This is a genomic window from Alphaproteobacteria bacterium (assembly GCA_040216735.1).
Classification (GTDB): domain Bacteria; phylum Pseudomonadota; class Alphaproteobacteria; order SHVP01; family SHVP01; genus CALJDF01.
On the sequence record JAVJOO010000003.1, the window covers coordinates 388,232 to 405,167 of the forward strand.

At 61.7% G+C, this 16,936-nt stretch carries 15 protein-coding genes; 3 read left to right on the plus strand and 12 right to left on the minus strand.

The genetic code is table 11. The features are described from left to right. Positions 1-18 precede the first annotated feature (18 nt). The 4 genes from RID42_09970 to RID42_09985 form a co-directional block, all read right to left on the minus strand. Entirely contained in the window at positions 19-222 is a 204-nt protein-coding gene (locus RID42_09970; GenBank protein ID MEQ8247998.1) for a hypothetical protein, read from the minus strand. A gap of 162 nt (positions 223-384) precedes the next feature. Beyond that, the gene (gene fdhF / locus RID42_09975) at positions 385-3,120 is read right to left on the minus strand and encodes a formate dehydrogenase subunit alpha (protein MEQ8247999.1); all 2,736 of its coding nucleotides are present in this window, start codon (positions 3,118-3,120) and stop codon (positions 385-387) included. Continuing rightward, a complete protein-coding gene (locus tag RID42_09980) occupies positions 3,117-4,799 on the minus strand; it encodes an NAD(P)H-dependent oxidoreductase subunit E (protein MEQ8248000.1) in 1,683 nt (560 codons plus the stop codon). Before RID42_09980 ends, fdhF begins: the two co-directional genes overlap by 4 nt. Then, entirely contained in the window at positions 4,796-4,978 is a 183-nt protein-coding gene (locus RID42_09985) for a DUF3553 domain-containing protein (GenBank protein MEQ8248001.1), read from the minus strand. The genes RID42_09980 and RID42_09985 overlap by 4 nt, the downstream gene beginning before the upstream one ends. 75 nt (positions 4,979-5,053) lie before the next feature. On the opposite strand from RID42_09985, the gene RID42_09990 reads away from it, so the two are divergent. Beyond that, positions 5,054-5,662, plus strand: coding sequence for a histidine phosphotransferase family protein (locus RID42_09990; GenBank protein ID MEQ8248002.1), 609 nt, complete (start codon positions 5,054-5,056; stop codon positions 5,660-5,662). 53 nt (positions 5,663-5,715) lie between these two features. Here RID42_09990 and RID42_09995 read toward each other — a convergent pair whose 3' ends face one another. Then, positions 5,716-6,423 (minus strand): response regulator transcription factor, encoded by a 708-nt coding sequence (locus RID42_09995; protein MEQ8248003.1) that lies wholly within the window; start codon positions 6,421-6,423, stop codon positions 5,716-5,718. A 212-nt stretch (positions 6,424-6,635) separates the two neighbouring features. Between RID42_09995 and fliI the strand changes: the two genes are divergently transcribed. After that, positions 6,636-7,970, plus strand: coding sequence for a flagellar protein export ATPase FliI (gene fliI, locus RID42_10000; protein MEQ8248004.1), 1,335 nt, complete (start codon positions 6,636-6,638; stop codon positions 7,968-7,970). Continuing rightward, positions 7,967-8,428 (plus strand): flagellar export protein FliJ, encoded by a 462-nt coding sequence (gene fliJ, locus RID42_10005; protein MEQ8248005.1) that lies wholly within the window; start codon positions 7,967-7,969, stop codon positions 8,426-8,428. Before fliI ends, fliJ begins: the two co-directional genes overlap by 4 nt. Here the strand turns inward: fliJ and RID42_10010 are convergent. From RID42_10010 to RID42_10040, 7 genes are all read right to left on the minus strand, one after another. Further along, positions 8,387-9,973, minus strand: a complete 1,587-nt coding sequence (locus tag RID42_10010) for a hypothetical protein (protein MEQ8248006.1) — start codon at positions 9,971-9,973, stop codon at positions 8,387-8,389. The genes fliJ and RID42_10010 overlap by 42 nt on opposite strands. Before the next feature lie 158 nt (positions 9,974-10,131). Then, the gene (locus RID42_10015) at positions 10,132-10,920 is read right to left on the minus strand and encodes a MinD/ParA family protein (protein ID MEQ8248007.1); all 789 of its coding nucleotides are present in this window, start codon (positions 10,918-10,920) and stop codon (positions 10,132-10,134) included. After that, complete coding sequence (locus RID42_10020; protein ID MEQ8248008.1) at positions 10,917-11,894, minus strand: GTP-binding protein; 978 nt, start codon at positions 11,892-11,894, stop codon at positions 10,917-10,919. Before RID42_10020 ends, RID42_10015 begins: the two co-directional genes overlap by 4 nt. Before the next feature lie 9 nt (positions 11,895-11,903). Beyond that, positions 11,904-14,093, minus strand: coding sequence for a flagellar biosynthesis protein FlhA (gene flhA, locus RID42_10025; GenBank protein ID MEQ8248009.1), 2,190 nt, complete (start codon positions 14,091-14,093; stop codon positions 11,904-11,906). Positions 14,094-14,107: 14 nt separating this feature from the next. Next, positions 14,108-15,490 carry a sigma-54 dependent transcriptional regulator gene (locus RID42_10030; protein ID MEQ8248010.1) on the minus strand — a complete coding sequence of 461 codons (1,383 nt, stop codon included), beginning with the start codon at positions 15,488-15,490 and terminating at the stop codon, positions 14,108-14,110. A 74-nt stretch (positions 15,491-15,564) separates the two neighbouring features. Then, on the minus strand, positions 15,565-15,987 hold the full coding sequence (gene fliN, locus RID42_10035; protein MEQ8248011.1) for a flagellar motor switch protein FliN: 423 nt from the start codon (positions 15,985-15,987) through the stop codon (positions 15,565-15,567). Positions 15,988-16,041: 54 nt separating this feature from the next. Then, complete coding sequence (locus RID42_10040; GenBank protein MEQ8248012.1) at positions 16,042-16,920, minus strand: FliH/SctL family protein; 879 nt, start codon at positions 16,918-16,920, stop codon at positions 16,042-16,044. Positions 16,921-16,936: the final 16 nt, after the last annotated feature.

Consider the following 16,936-nt stretch of genomic DNA (forward strand, 5'->3'; position numbering starts at 1 on the left):
AGCCTTGGGAAAGTTGGATTAGGTCCGGCGCAGCGAGTCGCGTCGCTCGTTCTCAAGCAACAGTTCTTCGATGGCTGCAAGAACGTCCTGCCAAATCTGTTGTCCGGCGGTGTCGCCACGGCGCGCGAATCTACCGATAGCGTTCTGTGCCACCGCGATCGCATTGCCGCCGTGGACGTCGATGAGCTGGTCGGCCGTCGCGAACGTTAATTGGTCGCCCATCGATGCCCTCCCTGGCCCAACGTTTGGCGAATGAACCGTTCAAGCCTAGGAGATTGGCGCAAGTGCAGATGTGCGCGCCGTCACATTTTGCGCGGATATGCGCGAGGCTATGGCCAAGAAGCAACCAAAGGTTGAGGCGGTCGGGGGCCTTGGAATTCCTGGTTAGCCTGCCATTACGGGTTCAATCTTCGCCGCGCAGTACTTGAACTCGGGGATTTTGCCGAAGGGGTCGAGCGCCGGATTGGTCAATAGGTTCGCGGCGGCCTCGGCATAGCAGAACGGCATGAAAACCATGCCTTCCGGGACTCCAGAATCGATGCGTATGGCAATTTCGATCGCGCCGCGCCGGGTTTTCAGGCGGACTCTTTGGCCGACGGAAAGACCCAGGGCCTCGATGTCGTTAGGGGAAAGATGGGCATGGGCCTCGGGTTCGAGATCGTCAAGCACATCGGCACGCCGGGTCATTGCGCCGGTGTGCCAATGTTCCAGCAATCGACCGGTGCTGAGAATAAGCGGGTACTCGGGATCGGTCGGCTCGTCCGGAGCGATGATGGCCGCCGGTACGAATCGGCCGCGCTTGCTCGGCGTCGGAAATCCGTCGGCAAATATCACGTCGTGGCCGGCATGGGTCTCGTCGTCGCACGGATAGGTTACCGCGCCTTCGCGCTCCAACCGTTCCCAGGTAATTCCCTTGATCGAGGGCATGCATGTGCGCATTTCGCGAAACACGTCGCGCGGATGGTCGTAGCGCCAGTCGAGACCAAGTCGCCGCGCCAGTTCCTGAATGATCCAAAGGTCTTGCTTCGCGTCACCCGGCAGCGGCAGCGCATGGCGGCCCAACTGCACGCGGCGGTCGGTGTTTGTGAAGGTGCCGTCTTTTTCGGGAAAAGCTGAGGCAGGCAAAATGACGTCGGCGTAACATGCCGTCTCCGTCAAGAAAATATCCTGAACGACGAGGTGTTTCAGCTTCGCCAGGGCGGCCCGAGTGTGGTTTAGATTAGGGTCTGACATCGCTGGGTTCTCGCCCATGATGTACATCCCCTCGATGGTTCCGTCGTGAATGGCGTCGGTGATTTCGACGACGGTCAGTCCTTTCTTTGGGTCGAGTTCGGCTTCCCATAGGGCTTCGAAGCGGCTGTGGGCGGCGGGGTCTTCGACGCTGGTGTAGTCGGGGAAGAACATCGGGATCAATCCGACATCGGACGCCCCTTGTACGTTGTTTTGGCCCCGTAGCGGATGAAGCCCGGTACCAGGCCGCCCGATTTGCCCGCACATCAAGGCCAATGAAATTAAGCAGCGGGCGTTGTCGGTGCCGTGAATGTGTTGGCTGATTCCCATGCCCCAGAAGATCATCGCTGCACTCGCTCGGCCATAGATGCGGGCGACCTCGCGCAAGGTATCGGGCGGAACGCCGCACACTTCCGACATCGCTTCGGGCGAGAACGCTTGGAGATGATCGCGCATCGCATCGAAGCCGTCGGTATGGCTGGCGATATAGGGTCGGTCGACCAGATCCTCTTCGACGATCACGTGCATGATTGCGTTCAACAGCGCAACATCGGTGCCCGGCTTGAATTGAACCATGTGCGTCGCGTGGCGACCCAGGGCTTCGCCACGAGGGTCGAGTACAATCAGTTCCGTCCCGTTCTTGACCGCGTTCTTGAAAAAGGTCGCCGCGACGGGGTGATTGACCGAGGTGTTGGAGCCGATCACGACGATCACATCGGTATTCTTGACTTCGGCAAAGGGCGCCGTGACCGCGCCGGAACCGATGGTTTCGATCAAGGCTGCGACCGACGAGGCATGGCACAGCCGCGTGCAGTGATCGACATTGTTGGTGCCGAACCCGGCGCGCACGAGTTTTTGAAAGAGATAGGCTTCTTCGTTCGAGCCTTTAGCGCTGCCAAACCCCGCGAGGCCGGCGCCGCCCTTGGAATCGCGGATGGCGGATAATCCCCTTGCCGCGACATCCAAGGCCTCGTCCCAGGTGGCCTCGCGGAAGTGGGAGCGGGGATCGACTGGATCGACATCGGGATGCAGGGCTTTGGCGACACCCTCCTTGCGAATCAACGGAACCTTGAGCCGCTGGGGGTGGCTAACGTAGTCGAAGCCAAATCGCCCTTTGACGCATAGGCGCCCCTTATTTGCCGGGCCGTCGCGTCCGCTCACATAGACCAGTGAGTCGTCCTTGACATGGTAGGTCAGTTGGCAACCGACGCCGCAATAGGGACAAACGCTGTCGACCTTGCGGTCGATCGTGGCGGTGAGGGCTTCCTTGGCGGGGGCGAGCGCGCCGGTCGGGCAGGCCTGAACGCACTCGCCGCACCCGACACAGGTGCTGGCCCCCATCGGATCGCCAACGTCGAACACGATTTGGCTATGGGGTCCGCGGTGCGCCATCGCGATCACGTCGTTGACCTGGACCTCGCGGCACGCCCGCACACACAAGCCGCAATGGATGCAGGCGTCGAGGCGGACGGCCATTGCCGGGTGCGAGGTGTCGGGACTCGGCCGAAGGCTCGCCGGGTAGCGGCTGGATCCAACGCCGGTCGCGTCGGCCATGCTCCAAAAGGTGCTGTCGGCGTCGTAGGCGCGGTCCCGCGGCGGTTGATCCGCCAGCAGCAACTCCATCACGCCTCGACGCGCCGCCGTCGCGCGGGCACTTGCGCTGTGTACATTCATGCCTTCGGTTGGCTTGCGGATGCACGACGCGGCCAAAGTGCGTTCGCCGTCGATCTCAACCATGCAGGCGCGGCAATTGCCGTCGGCGCGGTAGCCTGAAGTCGTCGAATAACACAGGTGTGGGAGGGCGACGCCTTCGCGCGCGGCGACTTGCCAAATGGTTTCCCCGTCGTCCGCCGCGACGTCCCGTCCATCGAGGGTGAACGAGACGGTCATCGCGTCGACTCCGGGAAATACCGCATCAGTGTTTCGAACACGTTGGGGGCGGCTTGGCCCAGACCGCAGATCGACGCATCCCGCATGACGTGCCCGAGGTCGCTTAAGAGCGATGCATCCCAAGGTCCGTCTTTCATCAGGGCGCCGGCCTTTTCGGTGCCGACGCGGCAGGGCGTACATTGCCCGCAGCTTTCGTCTGCAAAGAAGCGCATCAGGTTCAACGCGGCGGCGCGCATATCGTCCTTGTCGGACAGGACGATCACCGCGGCCGATCCGATGAATGCGCCATGCGGTTCCAACTGGCCGAAGTCTAACGGGATGTCGCAGAGCCGCGCCGGTAGGATGCCACCCGACGCGCCGCCAGGTAGATAGGCAGCGAAGGTATGCCCGTCTTGCATCCCGCCACAATGTTCCTCGATGAGGGCGCGGACCGTGATCCCGGCCGGTGCAAGTTTAACCCCGGGCAAACGCACGCGACCCGACACCGAATAGCTGCGCGGTCCGACGCACCCGTTGGTTCCCTGACCCGCGAACCAAGCTGCGCCCTTTTCCAGAATATGCGGAATCCAATAGAGCGTCTCGACGTTGTGGGCGAGGGTTGGGCGTCCGAACAAACCGACCTGGGCTGGAAACGGTGGCCGGTGCCGGGGCAGGGGGCGGTTGCCCTCGATGCTTTCCAACATTGCCGACTCTTCGCCGCAAATGTAGGCGCCGGCCCCGCGCCGCACGGTGATCCGGGGGAGGGATCGCCCCGATGCTTGGAGCGTCGCGATTTCGTGGTGCAGGACCTCCAGCAGGCAGGGATACTCATCGCGAAGATAGATGTAGATGTCCTGCGCCTCGATCGCCCAAGCGGCGATCAAGGCACCTTCGAGAACGCGCCGTGGTTCGGTTTCGAGGTAGTGCCGATCCTTGAATGTGCCTGGTTCGCCTTCGTCGGCATTAACGGCGAGGATGCGCGGCTTCGGTTCGGCGAGGACAAACCGCCACTTGCGTGCCGCCGGAAATCCGGCACCGCCAAGCCCGCGTAGTCCCGCGGAATCCAATGTCTCGATCACCTTGGCAGCGGACCTCTTGCCGGCCATACAATCGTCGTACATCCCATAGTCGGAGTCAGGTTGAGTGCTTGCCCGAGCAACTGAGGCCGGGGCCGTTTCACTGGCGGCAATCGCCGCCCCGACAGCCTGGCTCGTTGCCCTAACAATATGATTACGCCCGACTTCCGCGACTGGCGCGGCGTCGCAGCGGCCCATGCAGGGTGCGCGGACGACGCGGACATCGGCGGGCGTCGTCTGCGACAGATCGAAAAATAGCGCTTCGGCACCGGCCAACTGGCACGAGAGACTGTCGCAAACGCGCACGGTGATTGGCGGTGGCGCTTCCTCGTCTTCGCGGTGAACGTCGAGGTGGGCGTAGAAACTCGCGACCTCGTAGATCTCAGCCATCGACAGGCGCATGTGGTGAGCCAGCGCGGCGATATGTTGGGCCGAAATGCCTGAATACCGGTCCTGGATGCGATGGAGGTACTCGAGCAACAAATGCCGGTCCGGCGCTGCTCCGTCCAGCACCGCCGCGATTTCCCGCAAGGCCTGTGCGGTTGGCTGGCGCCCCCGTTCGGCGTGGCGTCCCTTTCGCCGCCGCTTGCCGGGGTGCGCCGCGGTTTTTTGCTCAAGGTTCACGACAGGTCGTCCTCGTCCAATATGGTCAGCGCTATGACCTCGACATTGATGAGCTGTTTTCCAGCGTTCTGGAAGTTTACCGTTACGCGCGCACCGATTGCCGATTGAACCTGGCCGATGCCCCAGTCCGGGCGATCGGGGTGTCTAACATAGGCGCCCGGCTCCAAAAGGATTGTCACAACGGGTCACTTCCGACGATCTCCATAGGCTATCTTACCAGACGACAAAACGAATTGGGTCAATCGAGGAACGTAATGGACGATATCGACTTTGGTGCCTTGCTCGCCGCGCGCCTGTGCCACGACGTGATCAGCCCGGTCAGTGCGGCGCGCAACGGCATTGCGATGGCGCTGGAGGAAGACGATGCAGAAATGCGCGCCCAAGCGATGGAACTGACAGCCGATGGGTTGGCCGATGCCGTCGACAAGCTCAAGGTCTACCGGCTTGCGTACGGCGTTGCAGGGCCGGGCACCACCCTCGTTGAAACGCGGAAGGCGACGGAAAGCCTATTCTCGCGGGGCCGGGTCCGGGTGGAATGGGCTGAGGGCGCCGATCCCGGTCCCGAAGGCGTCCGACTCTTGGCCAACATGGTTTTACTCGGCGCCGAGGGGGTGGCCCGCGGTGGGGTCGTGACGGTGGCGCCCTCCGCGACGGTTCTCACGGTAAACGCGGAAGGGAACCGCGCCGGTTTCTCCGACGAAATCTTGGCGGCGTTGGAAAATACCGTCGAGGAGTCAAGCCTGGTGCCGCGGCAAATTCAGGTAGTCCTCGCCAAGACCCTGGCGCAACGGCTGGGGCTGGGGCTCGAATACACCATCATGACAGGTCGGGTGGCGTTGACGGTCCGCCTTCCGGGGCCCTAACGAGAAAAAGGCCGCCTCATTGGCGGCCTTTTCGATTGTCCAAGTGCGCCGTGCTAGGCGGCCGAGACGGTCTGCAATTTCTCGTTGCCTTGTTCGCGCAACACGTAGCCGCGGCCCCAAACGGTTTCGATGAAGTTGTTCCCGCCGGAGGCCGTCGCCAGCTTTTTGCGCAGTTTGCACACAAAAACGTCGATAATCTTGAGCTCCGGTTCGTCCATCCCGCCGTAGAGGTGGTTGAGGAACATTTCCTTGGTCAAGGTCGTGCCCTTGCGCAGCGCTAGGAGTTCGAGAATGCCGTACTCCTTGCCGGTCAGGTGAACGGGCGTGCCGGCAACCGCGACGGACTTGCCGTCGAGATCGATCTCAAGATCGCCGACCGCAATTGACGATTGGGCATGGCCGCGGGCGCGACGAACCACGGCGTGGATACGGGCGACCAACTCGCCTTTGTCGAAGGGTTTGGTCAAGTAGTCGTCCGCGCCGAACACTAGGCCTTTGACCTTGTCGTCGGACTCGGACATGCCGGAGAGGATCAGGATGGGGGTCTCGATCTTTGCGCTGCGGAGTTTCTTGAGCACGTCATAGCCGTGCATGTCCGGCAGGTTGAGATCCAAGACGATAATGTCGTAGTCGTAGATCTTGCCCAGGTCGAGGCCTTCCTCGCCCATATCGGTCGCGTAGACGTTAAAGCCTTCGCCGTTCAGCATCATTTCGATGCTTCGCGCCATCGCCAGATCGTCTTCTACCAGGAGTACCCGCATCGCTTTGTCCTCGGTTGGAATCTAGTTAACTCAGATTGAACGAATATGGTTAACAGGACGTTAAAATAGTTAACAAAAGGACTCCGTGGCCAGTGATGCCGGTCACACTTGGGGAAATTGACTGATTTTCAAGGCATTAACCCGCTCTTAAGCGGCGACAGCGAAAGATAACGCCTGGCGAATCGGCAAAATGAGACGGTTTCGAAACACCTGTGAAAAGCGTCATTGATGAAATAGACCGCATCCCGGTGGTGACCCGCTATGGCCGGGTCAGCTCGGTGCAGGGCCTCTTGGTCGAGGTCGCGGGCATCCAGAACGAGGTATCGATCGGCTCGCGCTGCATGATCGAGAACCGGCGCGATGTTGATGTCGCGGCGGAAGTCGTCGGATTTCGGGACGACCACGCCCTCTTGATGCCGTTCCGGGCACTAGACGGTGTTGGTCTTGGGTGTCGTGTGGTCATCGGCGAATCGGACCCGGTAGTCTATCCCAACCGGGGATGGCTCGGGCGCGTCGTTAACGCACTGGGCGAACCGGTCGACGGCAAGGGCCCGCTGCCGCGCGGTGTCGACGCCTATCCGCTGCGCGCCGCACCGCCGCCTGCGCATAGTCGACGCCGTGTCGGAGCCAAGCTCGACCTAGGGGTGCGCTCGATCAACACCTTCATTACCTGCTGCCGCGGTCAGCGCATGGGTATCTTCTCCGGGTCGGGTATCGGTAAGTCGGTACTCTTGTCGATGCTGTCGCGCTACACCCAGTCGGACGTCAACGTGATCGGACTGGTCGGCGAACGCGGCCGCGAGGTAACCGAATTCGTCCAGGACATTCTGGGCGAGGAAGGTCTCAAGAAAAGCGTCGTGGTTGTGGCGACGTCCGACGAATCCGCATTATTGCGGCGCCAAGCCGCGTTCCTGACCCTCACGCTGTCGGAATACTTCCGCGACCAAGAGGACGATGTTCTGTGTCTGATGGACAGTGTCACCCGGTTCGCAATGGCGCAGCGCGAAATCGGTCTGTCCGGCGGCGAACCTCCCGCCAGCCGTGGTTATACGCCAACCGTGTTTGCCGAGTTGCCCAAGTTGTTGGAGCGGGCCGGGCCCGGCGAGGGGCCCGGTACCATCACGGGGTTGTTCACGGTGTTGGTCGAAGGCGACGACCACAACGAGCCGATTTCGGATGCTGTGCGCGCCATTCTCGACGGTCATATCGTTTTGGATCGGACCATTGCAGAGCGCGGACGCTTTCCACCGATCAATGTGCTGCGCAGCGTCTCGCGAACGATGCCGCGTTGCAACACGCCCGAAGAAACCGCGCAGATCGGTCGGGCGCGGACCTTGATCTCTACCTATGAAGGGATGGCCGAAATGATTCGTCTCGGTGCTTACCGAACGGGTTCCGATCCGGTCGTCGACAGCGCGATTCGTCTATATCCGGCATTGGAAGACTTCCTGTCGCAAGGTATCGACGATTCCGCCGATTTCAGTTCCGGCTTCGATCGTCTTGACGAGATCCTCGCCCAGGCCGATGCTGCCGACGAGGCTGCATGAGCGCGCTCCCGACGCTCATCCGCGTTGCCAAATGGAACATGGAAGAAAAGCGGCGGACGCTGGTTGCCCTCGAAACGATGATGAGCAACTTTAACGCCCGTCTACGCGCGCTCGAAAAAGAACTCGAACGCGAGCAGAGCGCCGCGCGGCACAACGACGAGGCGTTGGTGTTTTACGGCAACTACGCCCGAGGCGTGATCGATCGCCGCGACACTATTTTACGTTCGATCGGCGAATTGCAGGGTCAACTGGACGCTGCCCACCAGGATGTCACCGAAGCCTTCCAGGAAGTGCGCCGCTACGAAATCGTGCTCGAGCGACAGCAAGAGCGTGAGGCTGCGGAACAATTACGTCGGGATCAGAACACACTCGACGAAACGTCGATGGAGCTCTACCGACGCCACACCAAGCAGCAGCTACGCGACGATCGCACCAGGCGTATGTCGATGTCCAAGTAGATCGTTGAACGGCGAGAGCGGGAATTCTTTCACGGCTTGGAACACGATTCCGCCCTGGTATCCGATCGTTGCAAGGCCCGCACCGAAGATTTCCGCGATCGCCTGACGGCGGGTGTCCGAAAGATCGCTGTGACTGCGCACGATGAGATCGAACCGGCGGCTACGCAACAAGCCGTCGAGCTGGATCGCGCCAAGCGCACTCATCCGCAGATCGACGACGAACCGGAGGTCGTGATCGTCTTGCTGGTCGCGGCGTTGGCCTCGGACGAATAGATGAATGGGTTCAATTTTTTCGCCCGCGGCGAACGGGAACAAGAGCAAGCGCCAATCGCTCGCACTGGATTCATCGCCTAATCGGCGGAGCTGCCGAAAGTCGTCGCCGAGGCGATCGATCAGGCCGCGCTGACCGCTCCGCTCAAGCACGCGGACAACCTCGTTTCCCAACCAGCCGGCGATATCGCCGGTACGAAGGACCGACAGAAAGAACATGATCTGGGCGGCCGCGCGGGTATCGGGTCCTGGTACGCGAGACTGGGTGAACGCGTTGGCGGCAGCCGGTGCGATCGCGGCGGCTTGCGTGGTCAGTTCGCGAAGCGCAGGCCAGTCTTCGCCCAGTTTGATCAAGAATTGGTCGAGGGGCTTCGCAGCCGAATCGGGCGACCCGAGTGGTGTGAGGGTCGCACGCTGACCCTGCAGCGGGTCGAGCGCTTCCAGGGTGACGGTCGTACCCTCGGTCCAGCCCGTCGCGGCGGCGAGGACGACGGTGCCGGCAGCCGTCGTGACGACTGTCCGATCGGGTTTACCCGATGCTGTGACGGTCCCAACAACCTGCACCGATGGGGGAGTCGCAGCGGGCACCGCAGTCGGTGCGATCGCTGGCGGATGTTTGTGCGCGATTATCGATGCTGGTGAGGTAGCTCCGTAAGCTGCGGAGGTCGGCGTCGCATGGCGCGGACCTGCTTCCTTCGAACGTGGCGAAGGTTGGAAGGCGTGCGCAGGCGCGGTACCGGCGTTAGCGAGCGGTGGCGCGAGTGAAATGACCTGCCACGAAACGACGATTCCAGTTGTGACGGTCGCCGCCGGGTTCTTGGGCGTGCCAAGCGCTGGTTCCTGTGGCGGGAGTCCCAGGGCGTTCGGCTGATCGGTGGTGGGCAAGAGTCGGCCGCGCATGACGCTTCCCACCGGGAGCGATGCGGGTGTGGCCTTCGTCGTCGCCGTCGTTCCGTCCGGCGGGAGCGCCTCTTTTCCGCTCGTCTCGGCTCCCTGTTGCACGAACGTGACCTCGACTACGCGCAGGCGCAACGTGTGGGGTGTGTCCGGCGGTTTGCCGTCGACCGCGAGTACTGCCGCGCGCAGGTGATCGTTCGAGAGGCTCACGACACGAACCTGTACCGTGGCGGAATCGGGGAGCGATTCCGGCTCCAGCGTGACCAGAACGCTGTTGGCTGCCTGGAGGATCTGACGCCCGGCAGCGTCGTGGGCGAGGACCTGGAGCGCAATGCGGTCGCCCTCTTCGATCCCAGCCAAGGTTGGAGCAAGCGTCACAGCCGTGTCGTGGGGAAGTTCGACATGCCCTCCTGGGCCGCTGTGAGGGCCGCCGTGTGCAGGTGTCTGGGGCTGCCCCGATTGTCCCGCGGTCACCGGTGCGGGGGTTACCCGATTTGTTGCGGGCGGTGGCGCCGATGTCGATGCTGAAAGATCGCTCATCGGTCGGCCCGCAAGCGATGACAGACGCTTTCGACACAAACGCTCGCGGGAGTTGTCGGGTGGCGCGTCAATATCGGGGTCTGGTGCAGGATGGCGTCGCGAACGTGTCGGTCGCGCAGGATGATGCCCGAGAGCGGCAGGTCGATCTTCAAGAAATTACGGCAGGCGCTGGCGAGGGTGGCGTAGGTGCGTTTGCCGTCCTGAACCGTTTCGGCACTGTTGACGACCAGCCGAATGTCGCCTTGCGGATATTTCATCCGGGCAACTTTGATAAACGCGTAGGCGTCGGTGAGGGCCGTCGGCTCGCTGGTCGTGACGGCGAGAATCGTGCCGTTGCCGCCAATGAGCAGGCGGACCGAGGCGTCTATACCGGCGCCTAGGTCGAGCAAGACTCGGTCGTAGCGGGCGGCGATCTTGTAGATTGCCTGACGCAGGCCGAGCAGTTTCTCGCGACCCGCCGTCGACAACACGCCCGAACCCGATCGCCCAGCGAGGACGTCGAACCCGCCGTCCTCATATGGTGAAATCGCTTGACTGAGGCGAACGCGACCGCTCAACACGCTGCTAAGGTCCCACTGCGGGGATATCCCGAGCTGCACGTCGATATTTGCCAGTCCGAGATCGCCGTCGATCAAGAGTACGCGGTCACCGGCGCGGGCAAAGGCATGGGCGAGGGTTGTCGCAAACCATGTTTTGCCGACGCCCCCTTTGCCCGAAGCCACGGTGACGACGTTGCGGCCCAGCGCGACCGGAAAGTCGACAACTTTGCGCACCGCGCCGTTCACGATGCGGCCCGTCGTTGGAGTTCGGACACTTTGAATGCCGTTTCGGTCATGAGCCGGGCGAGAGAAACCGGGTTGAGCGGCGACAGTCCGTTGGCGATGAACGGCGAGGCGCTAACTTCGGCGAGCGGTAATCCGCCTGCAATTGCCGCCGTCACGATCCCGCCATAGCGGCGCGCGCAATCCAACCGGGTGATGTGGAGAGCCGACGCGCCTGCGCTGGCGAATACCTCGGCAGCTTCCGCTAGATCGGCGCTGTCGGCGCCGGCGGCGAGGACGAGAACCTGCTGCGCCGAGCATACTTTGGCGAAGGTCGACAGGTCGTCGACCTCTGTCCGGGCGAAGGGGTTAGTGCCGGGCGTATCGATCAGAATGAGGTCGGCATGCTCTGCCGCTTGGATCGCGGCGGCCAAATCCGCCGGGGTCTCCGCCGCGTCCAGCGGCACGTCCATCATGGCCGCGAGCGCGGCGAGTTGCTCGAACGCGCCTGACCGAACGGTGTCGGTCGTAATAATGTGCACGCTGAAGCCCTTAAGAACCGCGCGGGCGGCCGCTTTGATTACCGTTACCGTTTTACCTCCGCCGGGCGGCCCGACGAACATGATCGGCGCGGCGTCGGCAACCGGTAGTGCCGCGAACGACATCCGTGAATCTAGGGCGCCCGCCAGCGCCATGACCGTATCGTCACGGGTCACGGCCCGGGCGTCGCGGGCCAGTCGCGTCGCGAGCGACTCCTCCAACCGGTGAAAGCGCAATACCTGGGCGACTTCGTCGTCGGGTTCCAGAGCTTCTTCGCCGACCACTTGGTCGGTAAAAGCGCGCTCGTCGCTCGGTTCGTCGAGCGCAGCGGTGACTTGCGCACCGCGCCCGCGCCGCGACTGGTAGGTTGAAACGATAACCGCATCCTCGCCGAGTTCGTCCCGAACCTGGGCGATGGCGTCGTCCAACGTAGCGGCGGTAAATGTCCTGAGACGCATCTTCTTGTCCTAGATCTGCGCCAGAGTTTTGATTTTGGCTTTGGGGTGGATTTCGTTTTGCGAGAGCACCACCGTTTGGGCCCGAAACCGTTCGACGATCGACCGGACATAGGGCCGAATTGCCGGGCTGGTCAGGAGAACCGGCGACTCGCCCTCGTGGGCGAAACGGTCGTATGTCTGACGCAACGCTTGGATGAATTCCTGTAGTTTCGTTGGCGCCATCGACAGTTGGCGATCGTCGCCCTGACCGACGATCGATTCGGCGAAATTCTGCTCCCAAGCCGGCGACAAAGTGACCATGGGTACATACCCAGAGTCCGAAGTATTGGCCGAACTGATTTGCCGCGCCAAACGGGCTCGAACGTGCTCGGTGATGAGCGTGATGTTGTTGGTGTAGCCGCTTGCCTCGGCGATCCCTTCGAGGATTGTCGGCAAATCGCGGATCGAAATGCGCTCGCCCAGCAGGTTCTGGAGGACCCGTTGCGCCCCCGAAACGCTGATGTGCGCCGGGATGAGGTCCGCAACCAATTTCTGCTGCTCCTTCGGCAGATCGTTCAGGAGTTTCTGGGTCTCGGCGTAAGACAACAGGTCGGCCATGTTGTCTTTGATAACTTCGGTAAGGTGCGTGGTAATGACGGTGGCCGGGTCGACCACGGTGTACCCTCTGAACGAGGCTTCTTCACGGAGCGATTCCTCCACCCACATTGCGGGCAGACCGAAGGTCGGTTCCGTCGTGGCTTCCCCGCCCAGGGTTATCGGCTCGCCACGCGGATCCATGACCATCAGGTGGTTCGGGCGTAGGTCGCCGTACCCGGCTTCGGCTTCCTTCACGCGGACGACGTAGGTATTTGCGGCGAGTTGCATGTTGTCCAAGATCCGGACCGACGGCATGACGAAGCCCATCTCGCTCGCGAGTTGGCGGCGCAGTGCCTTGATTTGGTCCGTCAGTCGGTAGCCGCGCGTGTCGTTGATCAACGGGAGCAGCCCATACCCGAGTTCGAGGCGAAGCTCGTCGAGCGCTAGTGCGCTCGATATCGGTTCCTCCTCCGGAGCTGCTTGGGTGGCGGTGCGCTCGCGTTCTTCGGTTTCGGAAACGCGACGTTTTGCCCGGCGGCTGGCGTAGAACGCGAGCGTTCCGGAGCCTGCGGCGAGAAGGAAGAAGGGGATCATCGGAACCCCTGGCAACATGGCGAGGGCGACCATCAAGAAAGAAGCCATGCCGAGCGCGTTGGGATAGCTGCCGAGTTGTCCAAAAAAGGCTTTGTCCGTCGACCCCGAGACGCCCGACTTAGAAACCAGTAGGCCAGCCGCGGTCGAAACGATCAACGCCGGAATTTGGCTGACCAGACCGTCGCCGATGGTCAGCGCCGTAAAGGTCGCGGTCGCCTCCGAGAAAGACAAGCCGCGCTGGCCGACGCCGATGATGATGCCGCCGATCAAGTTAATGAAGACGATCAAAAGGCCGGCGATGGCGTCGCCGCGAACGAACTTCGAGGCGCCGTCCATTGCACCGAAGAAGCTGCTCTCGTCCTCCAGTTGCTTGCGGCGGGTCCGGGCATCGGCTTCGTCGATCAGGCCGCTCGACAGATCGGCGTCGATCGCCATCTGCTTACCCGGCATGGCATCCAAGCTAAAGCGCGCGGCGACTTCCGCGATGCGGCCCGAGCCGCGGGTAATCACGACGAAATTGACGATTACGAGGATGCTGAAAACGATGATCCCGATGACGAAGTTGTTTCCCATGATGAAGCTGCCGAAAGCTTCGATGACCTGTCCCGCTGCAGCAGTTCCTTCATGACCCGAGGTAAGGATCAATCGGGTCGAGGCGAGATTTAGCGCGAGGCGCAACATGGTTGCGACCAGCAGGATGGTCGGAAAGGAACTGAACTCCAACGCTCTGCCAATGAACAACACGTTCATCAACACGAGCACCGAAAACGTAATCGAGAGCGCCAGGGAGATGTCCAGCAGCCAACGCGGCATCGGCAAGATCAACGTCACGAGAATCAGCATGATCCCGAACGCAAAGACCAGGTCGCCCCGGAACAGGCGATTCGCTAGGCCGCCGAAAACGTCACCGAACGACGGCCCGGCCGCGCCCTGCGAGGCTTCGCCGGCGCCCTGTGATGTCGGGTCGAACGATTCGGTCACCGGCTCGCCGCCGGTTGCGACCAGCGCGTCCTGGGATTGGTCGGACATCTAGGGTCGAACCGCTATGCGTTCGCAGTGGCGCGCGGCATCTCGCCCACCGAGAGTGGGGGGACGATTTCTATCCCTTCGTCGTTGTAGAGCTTCAGCTTGTTGCGGAGTGTTCTGATCGATATTCCTAGGATTTTTGCGGCGTGGGTACGGTTGCCGAGGCAATGATCGAGTGTGTCTATAATCAAGTCGCGCTCGACTTCGGCGACCGTCTTGCCGACGAGCGGTACGCTGGATGCTCCGGCAGCAAAGCCTGCGGGGCCGGCCTCTGCGGAGGTGGCGCTGGAGGGAAGCGACGCGCCGTTTTGCAGCATGATCGCATCGGTGTCGATCTCGGGGCCTGTGGCTAAGACAACGGCGCGGTGGATCGTGTTCTCCAGTTCGCGGACGTTCCCGGGCCACCGATGACCCTTTAGCGCCCTCATCGCCTGATCGCTGATCGGGCGCAACTCGACACCGTTCGCCGTTGAGTAGCGTTCGACGAAATAGTGACACAGGGCTTCGAGATCAGCGGGACGCTCGCGGAGCGACGGCAAGCGAATGTTGAGAACGTTGAGGCGGAACAACAGGTCTTCGCGGAAGTTGCCATTCTTGACCTCTTCGTTGAGGTCGCGATTGCTCGTGGCAAGAAGACGAATATCGACTTTGATGGGGCGGGTGCCGCCCACTCGGTCGATCTCGCGTTCCTGAACGGCGCGAAGAAGTTTGGCCTGTAGGCGCGGGTGAAGCTCGCTGATCTCATCGAGCAAGAGTGTGCCGCCATTCGCCTCCTCGAATTTGCCGATCCGCCGTGCGATGGCGCCGGTGAACGATCCCTTTTCGTGCCCGAACAGCTCGCTCTCAAGCAGGTTTTCAGGAATAGCCGCACAGTTGACGGAGACAAACTGCTTCTCCGACCGCTTGCTGCGCCGATGAAGATAGCGGGCCAAGACTTCTTTACCGGTGCCGGATTCGCCTGTGATCAAAACACTCGCGTCGCTGGGGGCGATTTGATCGGCGAGCTTGAGGATCTTGGTCATCGATTCGTCGCTGTGGATCAGCGTGTGGGTTTCTTCCGAAACCGCTTCCAGAACGGCGGCGATCAGGTCGGCGTCCGGGGGCAGGGGAATATACTCCTTAGCGCCCGCACGAATGGCCCGCACGGCGATCTCGCTATCGGTACCGATACCGTAAGCAACCACCGGTGCGTGAATGCGCTCCCGACGCAGAGACTCGATGAATCCCGCGATATCGAGTTCGGCAGCCAACATCAAAAGGTCGGCGCCGCGGCCCGAGCGCAACATGCTCAGAGCAGTTTCGGTATTAGGGACGTGGGAAACCTTAGCGCCCCGGTCCATCGCGATTTTACTCGCGGCACCGATTTGCCCATCCATGGTTCCGACAATTAGCAAACGCATCAAATTAACTCCCTACATTCTGTTCATATCCTGCTCCTCTAGATGCCTTCCCGATTGAAAATGGCCGCTTCTTTTTATGAGCGGTCCGTTTTGATGATTTCCGTCATGGTCACGCCGAGCCGTTCGTCAACGACGACCACTTCGCCACGTGCCACAAGGCGGTTGTTGACATAGATGTCTATGGCTTCGCCGACCTTTCGGTCGAGTTCGACCACCGCGCCGCGTCCTAACTTGAGCAACTGGCTTACTTCCATCCGCGTCTTTCCTAGGACCGCCGAGACCTGAACCGGTACGTCATAGACGGCCTCCAGGTCGCTCGCAGTTCGAACGACCTCTTCTTCGGTAATCTTGTTACCGAGGACCGGGTTTCCGTCGCCGGACTCCCCGTCCTCATCCACCTCAATCTCGTCGAGGTCGAGATTGGTTTTCTCGGCGTCCGCATCGGCAAGATGGCCGTCGACGTCTTCTTCGTCGCTATCGGTCGTCGTATCGCTCATCGCGACCTCCTTTTTGGTTCGGTCCGCGGCGCACCAAGCGGCCGCGAAAAACGGTTAGTCATAGCGAACGCTCTTGGAGCCCCCGACCGTCTTGATTTCATCGTCGCCGGTATCGGGTGCGGCGGCGCTTTCTGATTCTTCGGCCGCGGGCGCGTCGTAGCGGACGGACTTCGATCCGCCGACGGATTTGATACCGTCATCCGATAACGCCTCGGCTTCCGGAGCGATCTCCAGTTCCGAAGGGTCGGGCTCCGGCTCGGAGGGCGCAGGTTCTTCGATCGCGGTCAGGTATCGTGTCACTGCATCTTCAACCCACCCGTCGATTTCAGCCATCAGTCGCTCGGCGCCGCCATGCGCCCATTCGACGCGGCAGTCGCCGGTGGCGAAGCCGTCCTCGCCGATCACGATCGCCTGTCCAGTAAAGGCGACCTTCGCAGTGATCGACGCAATATGCTCGTTGAGCGGTTCGACGAGTTCGGGCGAAACGCGAATAACGATCTTAGAATCGCGCAACGTCTCGGTCAGGTGACTGAGCGCGTCGGCGATCATGTGTTCGGCGAAGGCGAGGGGGTGAAGCTCGATTAGGGCGCCGGCCAGGCGCCGGCCAACCGCGAGGGCCAAGCCAGCCGCCTCGCGGCGTGCGATGTCGATATTGTTGGCTTCCGCCTCTGCAAGTCGTTCCAACTGACGACCGATCTTGACCATTTCCTGCGCGGCAAAGGATTGGATTTCATTGCGCGCCTGGGAAGTACCGGCGGCGAGGCCTTCCGCATGGCTCGTCTCACGTGCATCCTGAAGGGCCGCCCGCAGATCGTTTTCTGAATAGCGCGGAACGGTGTCGGGATCGGGGGCTTCTTCGACCTCCTCCTTGTCCCAATCCTCGTCGTCCACCTCAAACTCGGTGTCGAAGAGGAATTTCTCCATCTTTACCATAGCAGTCACGGTCAAT

Excerpts from the sequence above, each read along its gene's own strand:
- RID42_10020 (MEQ8248008.1), bottom strand. The coding sequence starts at position 11,894 with ATGCGTCTCAGGACATTTACCGCCGCTACGTTGGACGACGCCATCGCC.
- RID42_09990 (MEQ8248002.1), top strand. The coding sequence starts at position 5,054 with ATGGACGATATCGACTTTGGTGCCTTGCTCGCCGCGCGCCTGTGCCAC.
- RID42_10040 (MEQ8248012.1), bottom strand. The coding sequence starts at position 16,920 with ATGGTAAAGATGGAGAAATTCCTCTTCGACACCGAGTTTGAGGTGGAC.
- RID42_09995 (MEQ8248003.1), bottom strand. The coding sequence starts at position 6,423 with ATGCGGGTACTCCTGGTAGAAGACGATCTGGCGATGGCGCGAAGCATC.
- flhA (MEQ8248009.1), bottom strand. The coding sequence starts at position 14,093 with ATGTCCGACCAATCCCAGGACGCGCTGGTCGCAACCGGCGGCGAGCCG.
- fliJ (MEQ8248005.1), top strand. The coding sequence starts at position 7,967 with ATGAGCGCGCTCCCGACGCTCATCCGCGTTGCCAAATGGAACATGGAA.
- fdhF (MEQ8247999.1), bottom strand. The coding sequence starts at position 3,120 with ATGACCGTCTCGTTCACCCTCGATGGACGGGACGTCGCGGCGGACGAC.
- fliN (MEQ8248011.1), bottom strand. The coding sequence starts at position 15,987 with ATGAGCGATACGACGACCGATAGCGACGAAGAAGACGTCGACGGCCAT.
- RID42_09970 (MEQ8247998.1), bottom strand. The coding sequence starts at position 222 with ATGGGCGACCAATTAACGTTCGCGACGGCCGACCAGCTCATCGACGTC.
- RID42_10030 (MEQ8248010.1), bottom strand. The coding sequence starts at position 15,490 with ATGCGTTTGCTAATTGTCGGAACCATGGATGGGCAAATCGGTGCCGCG.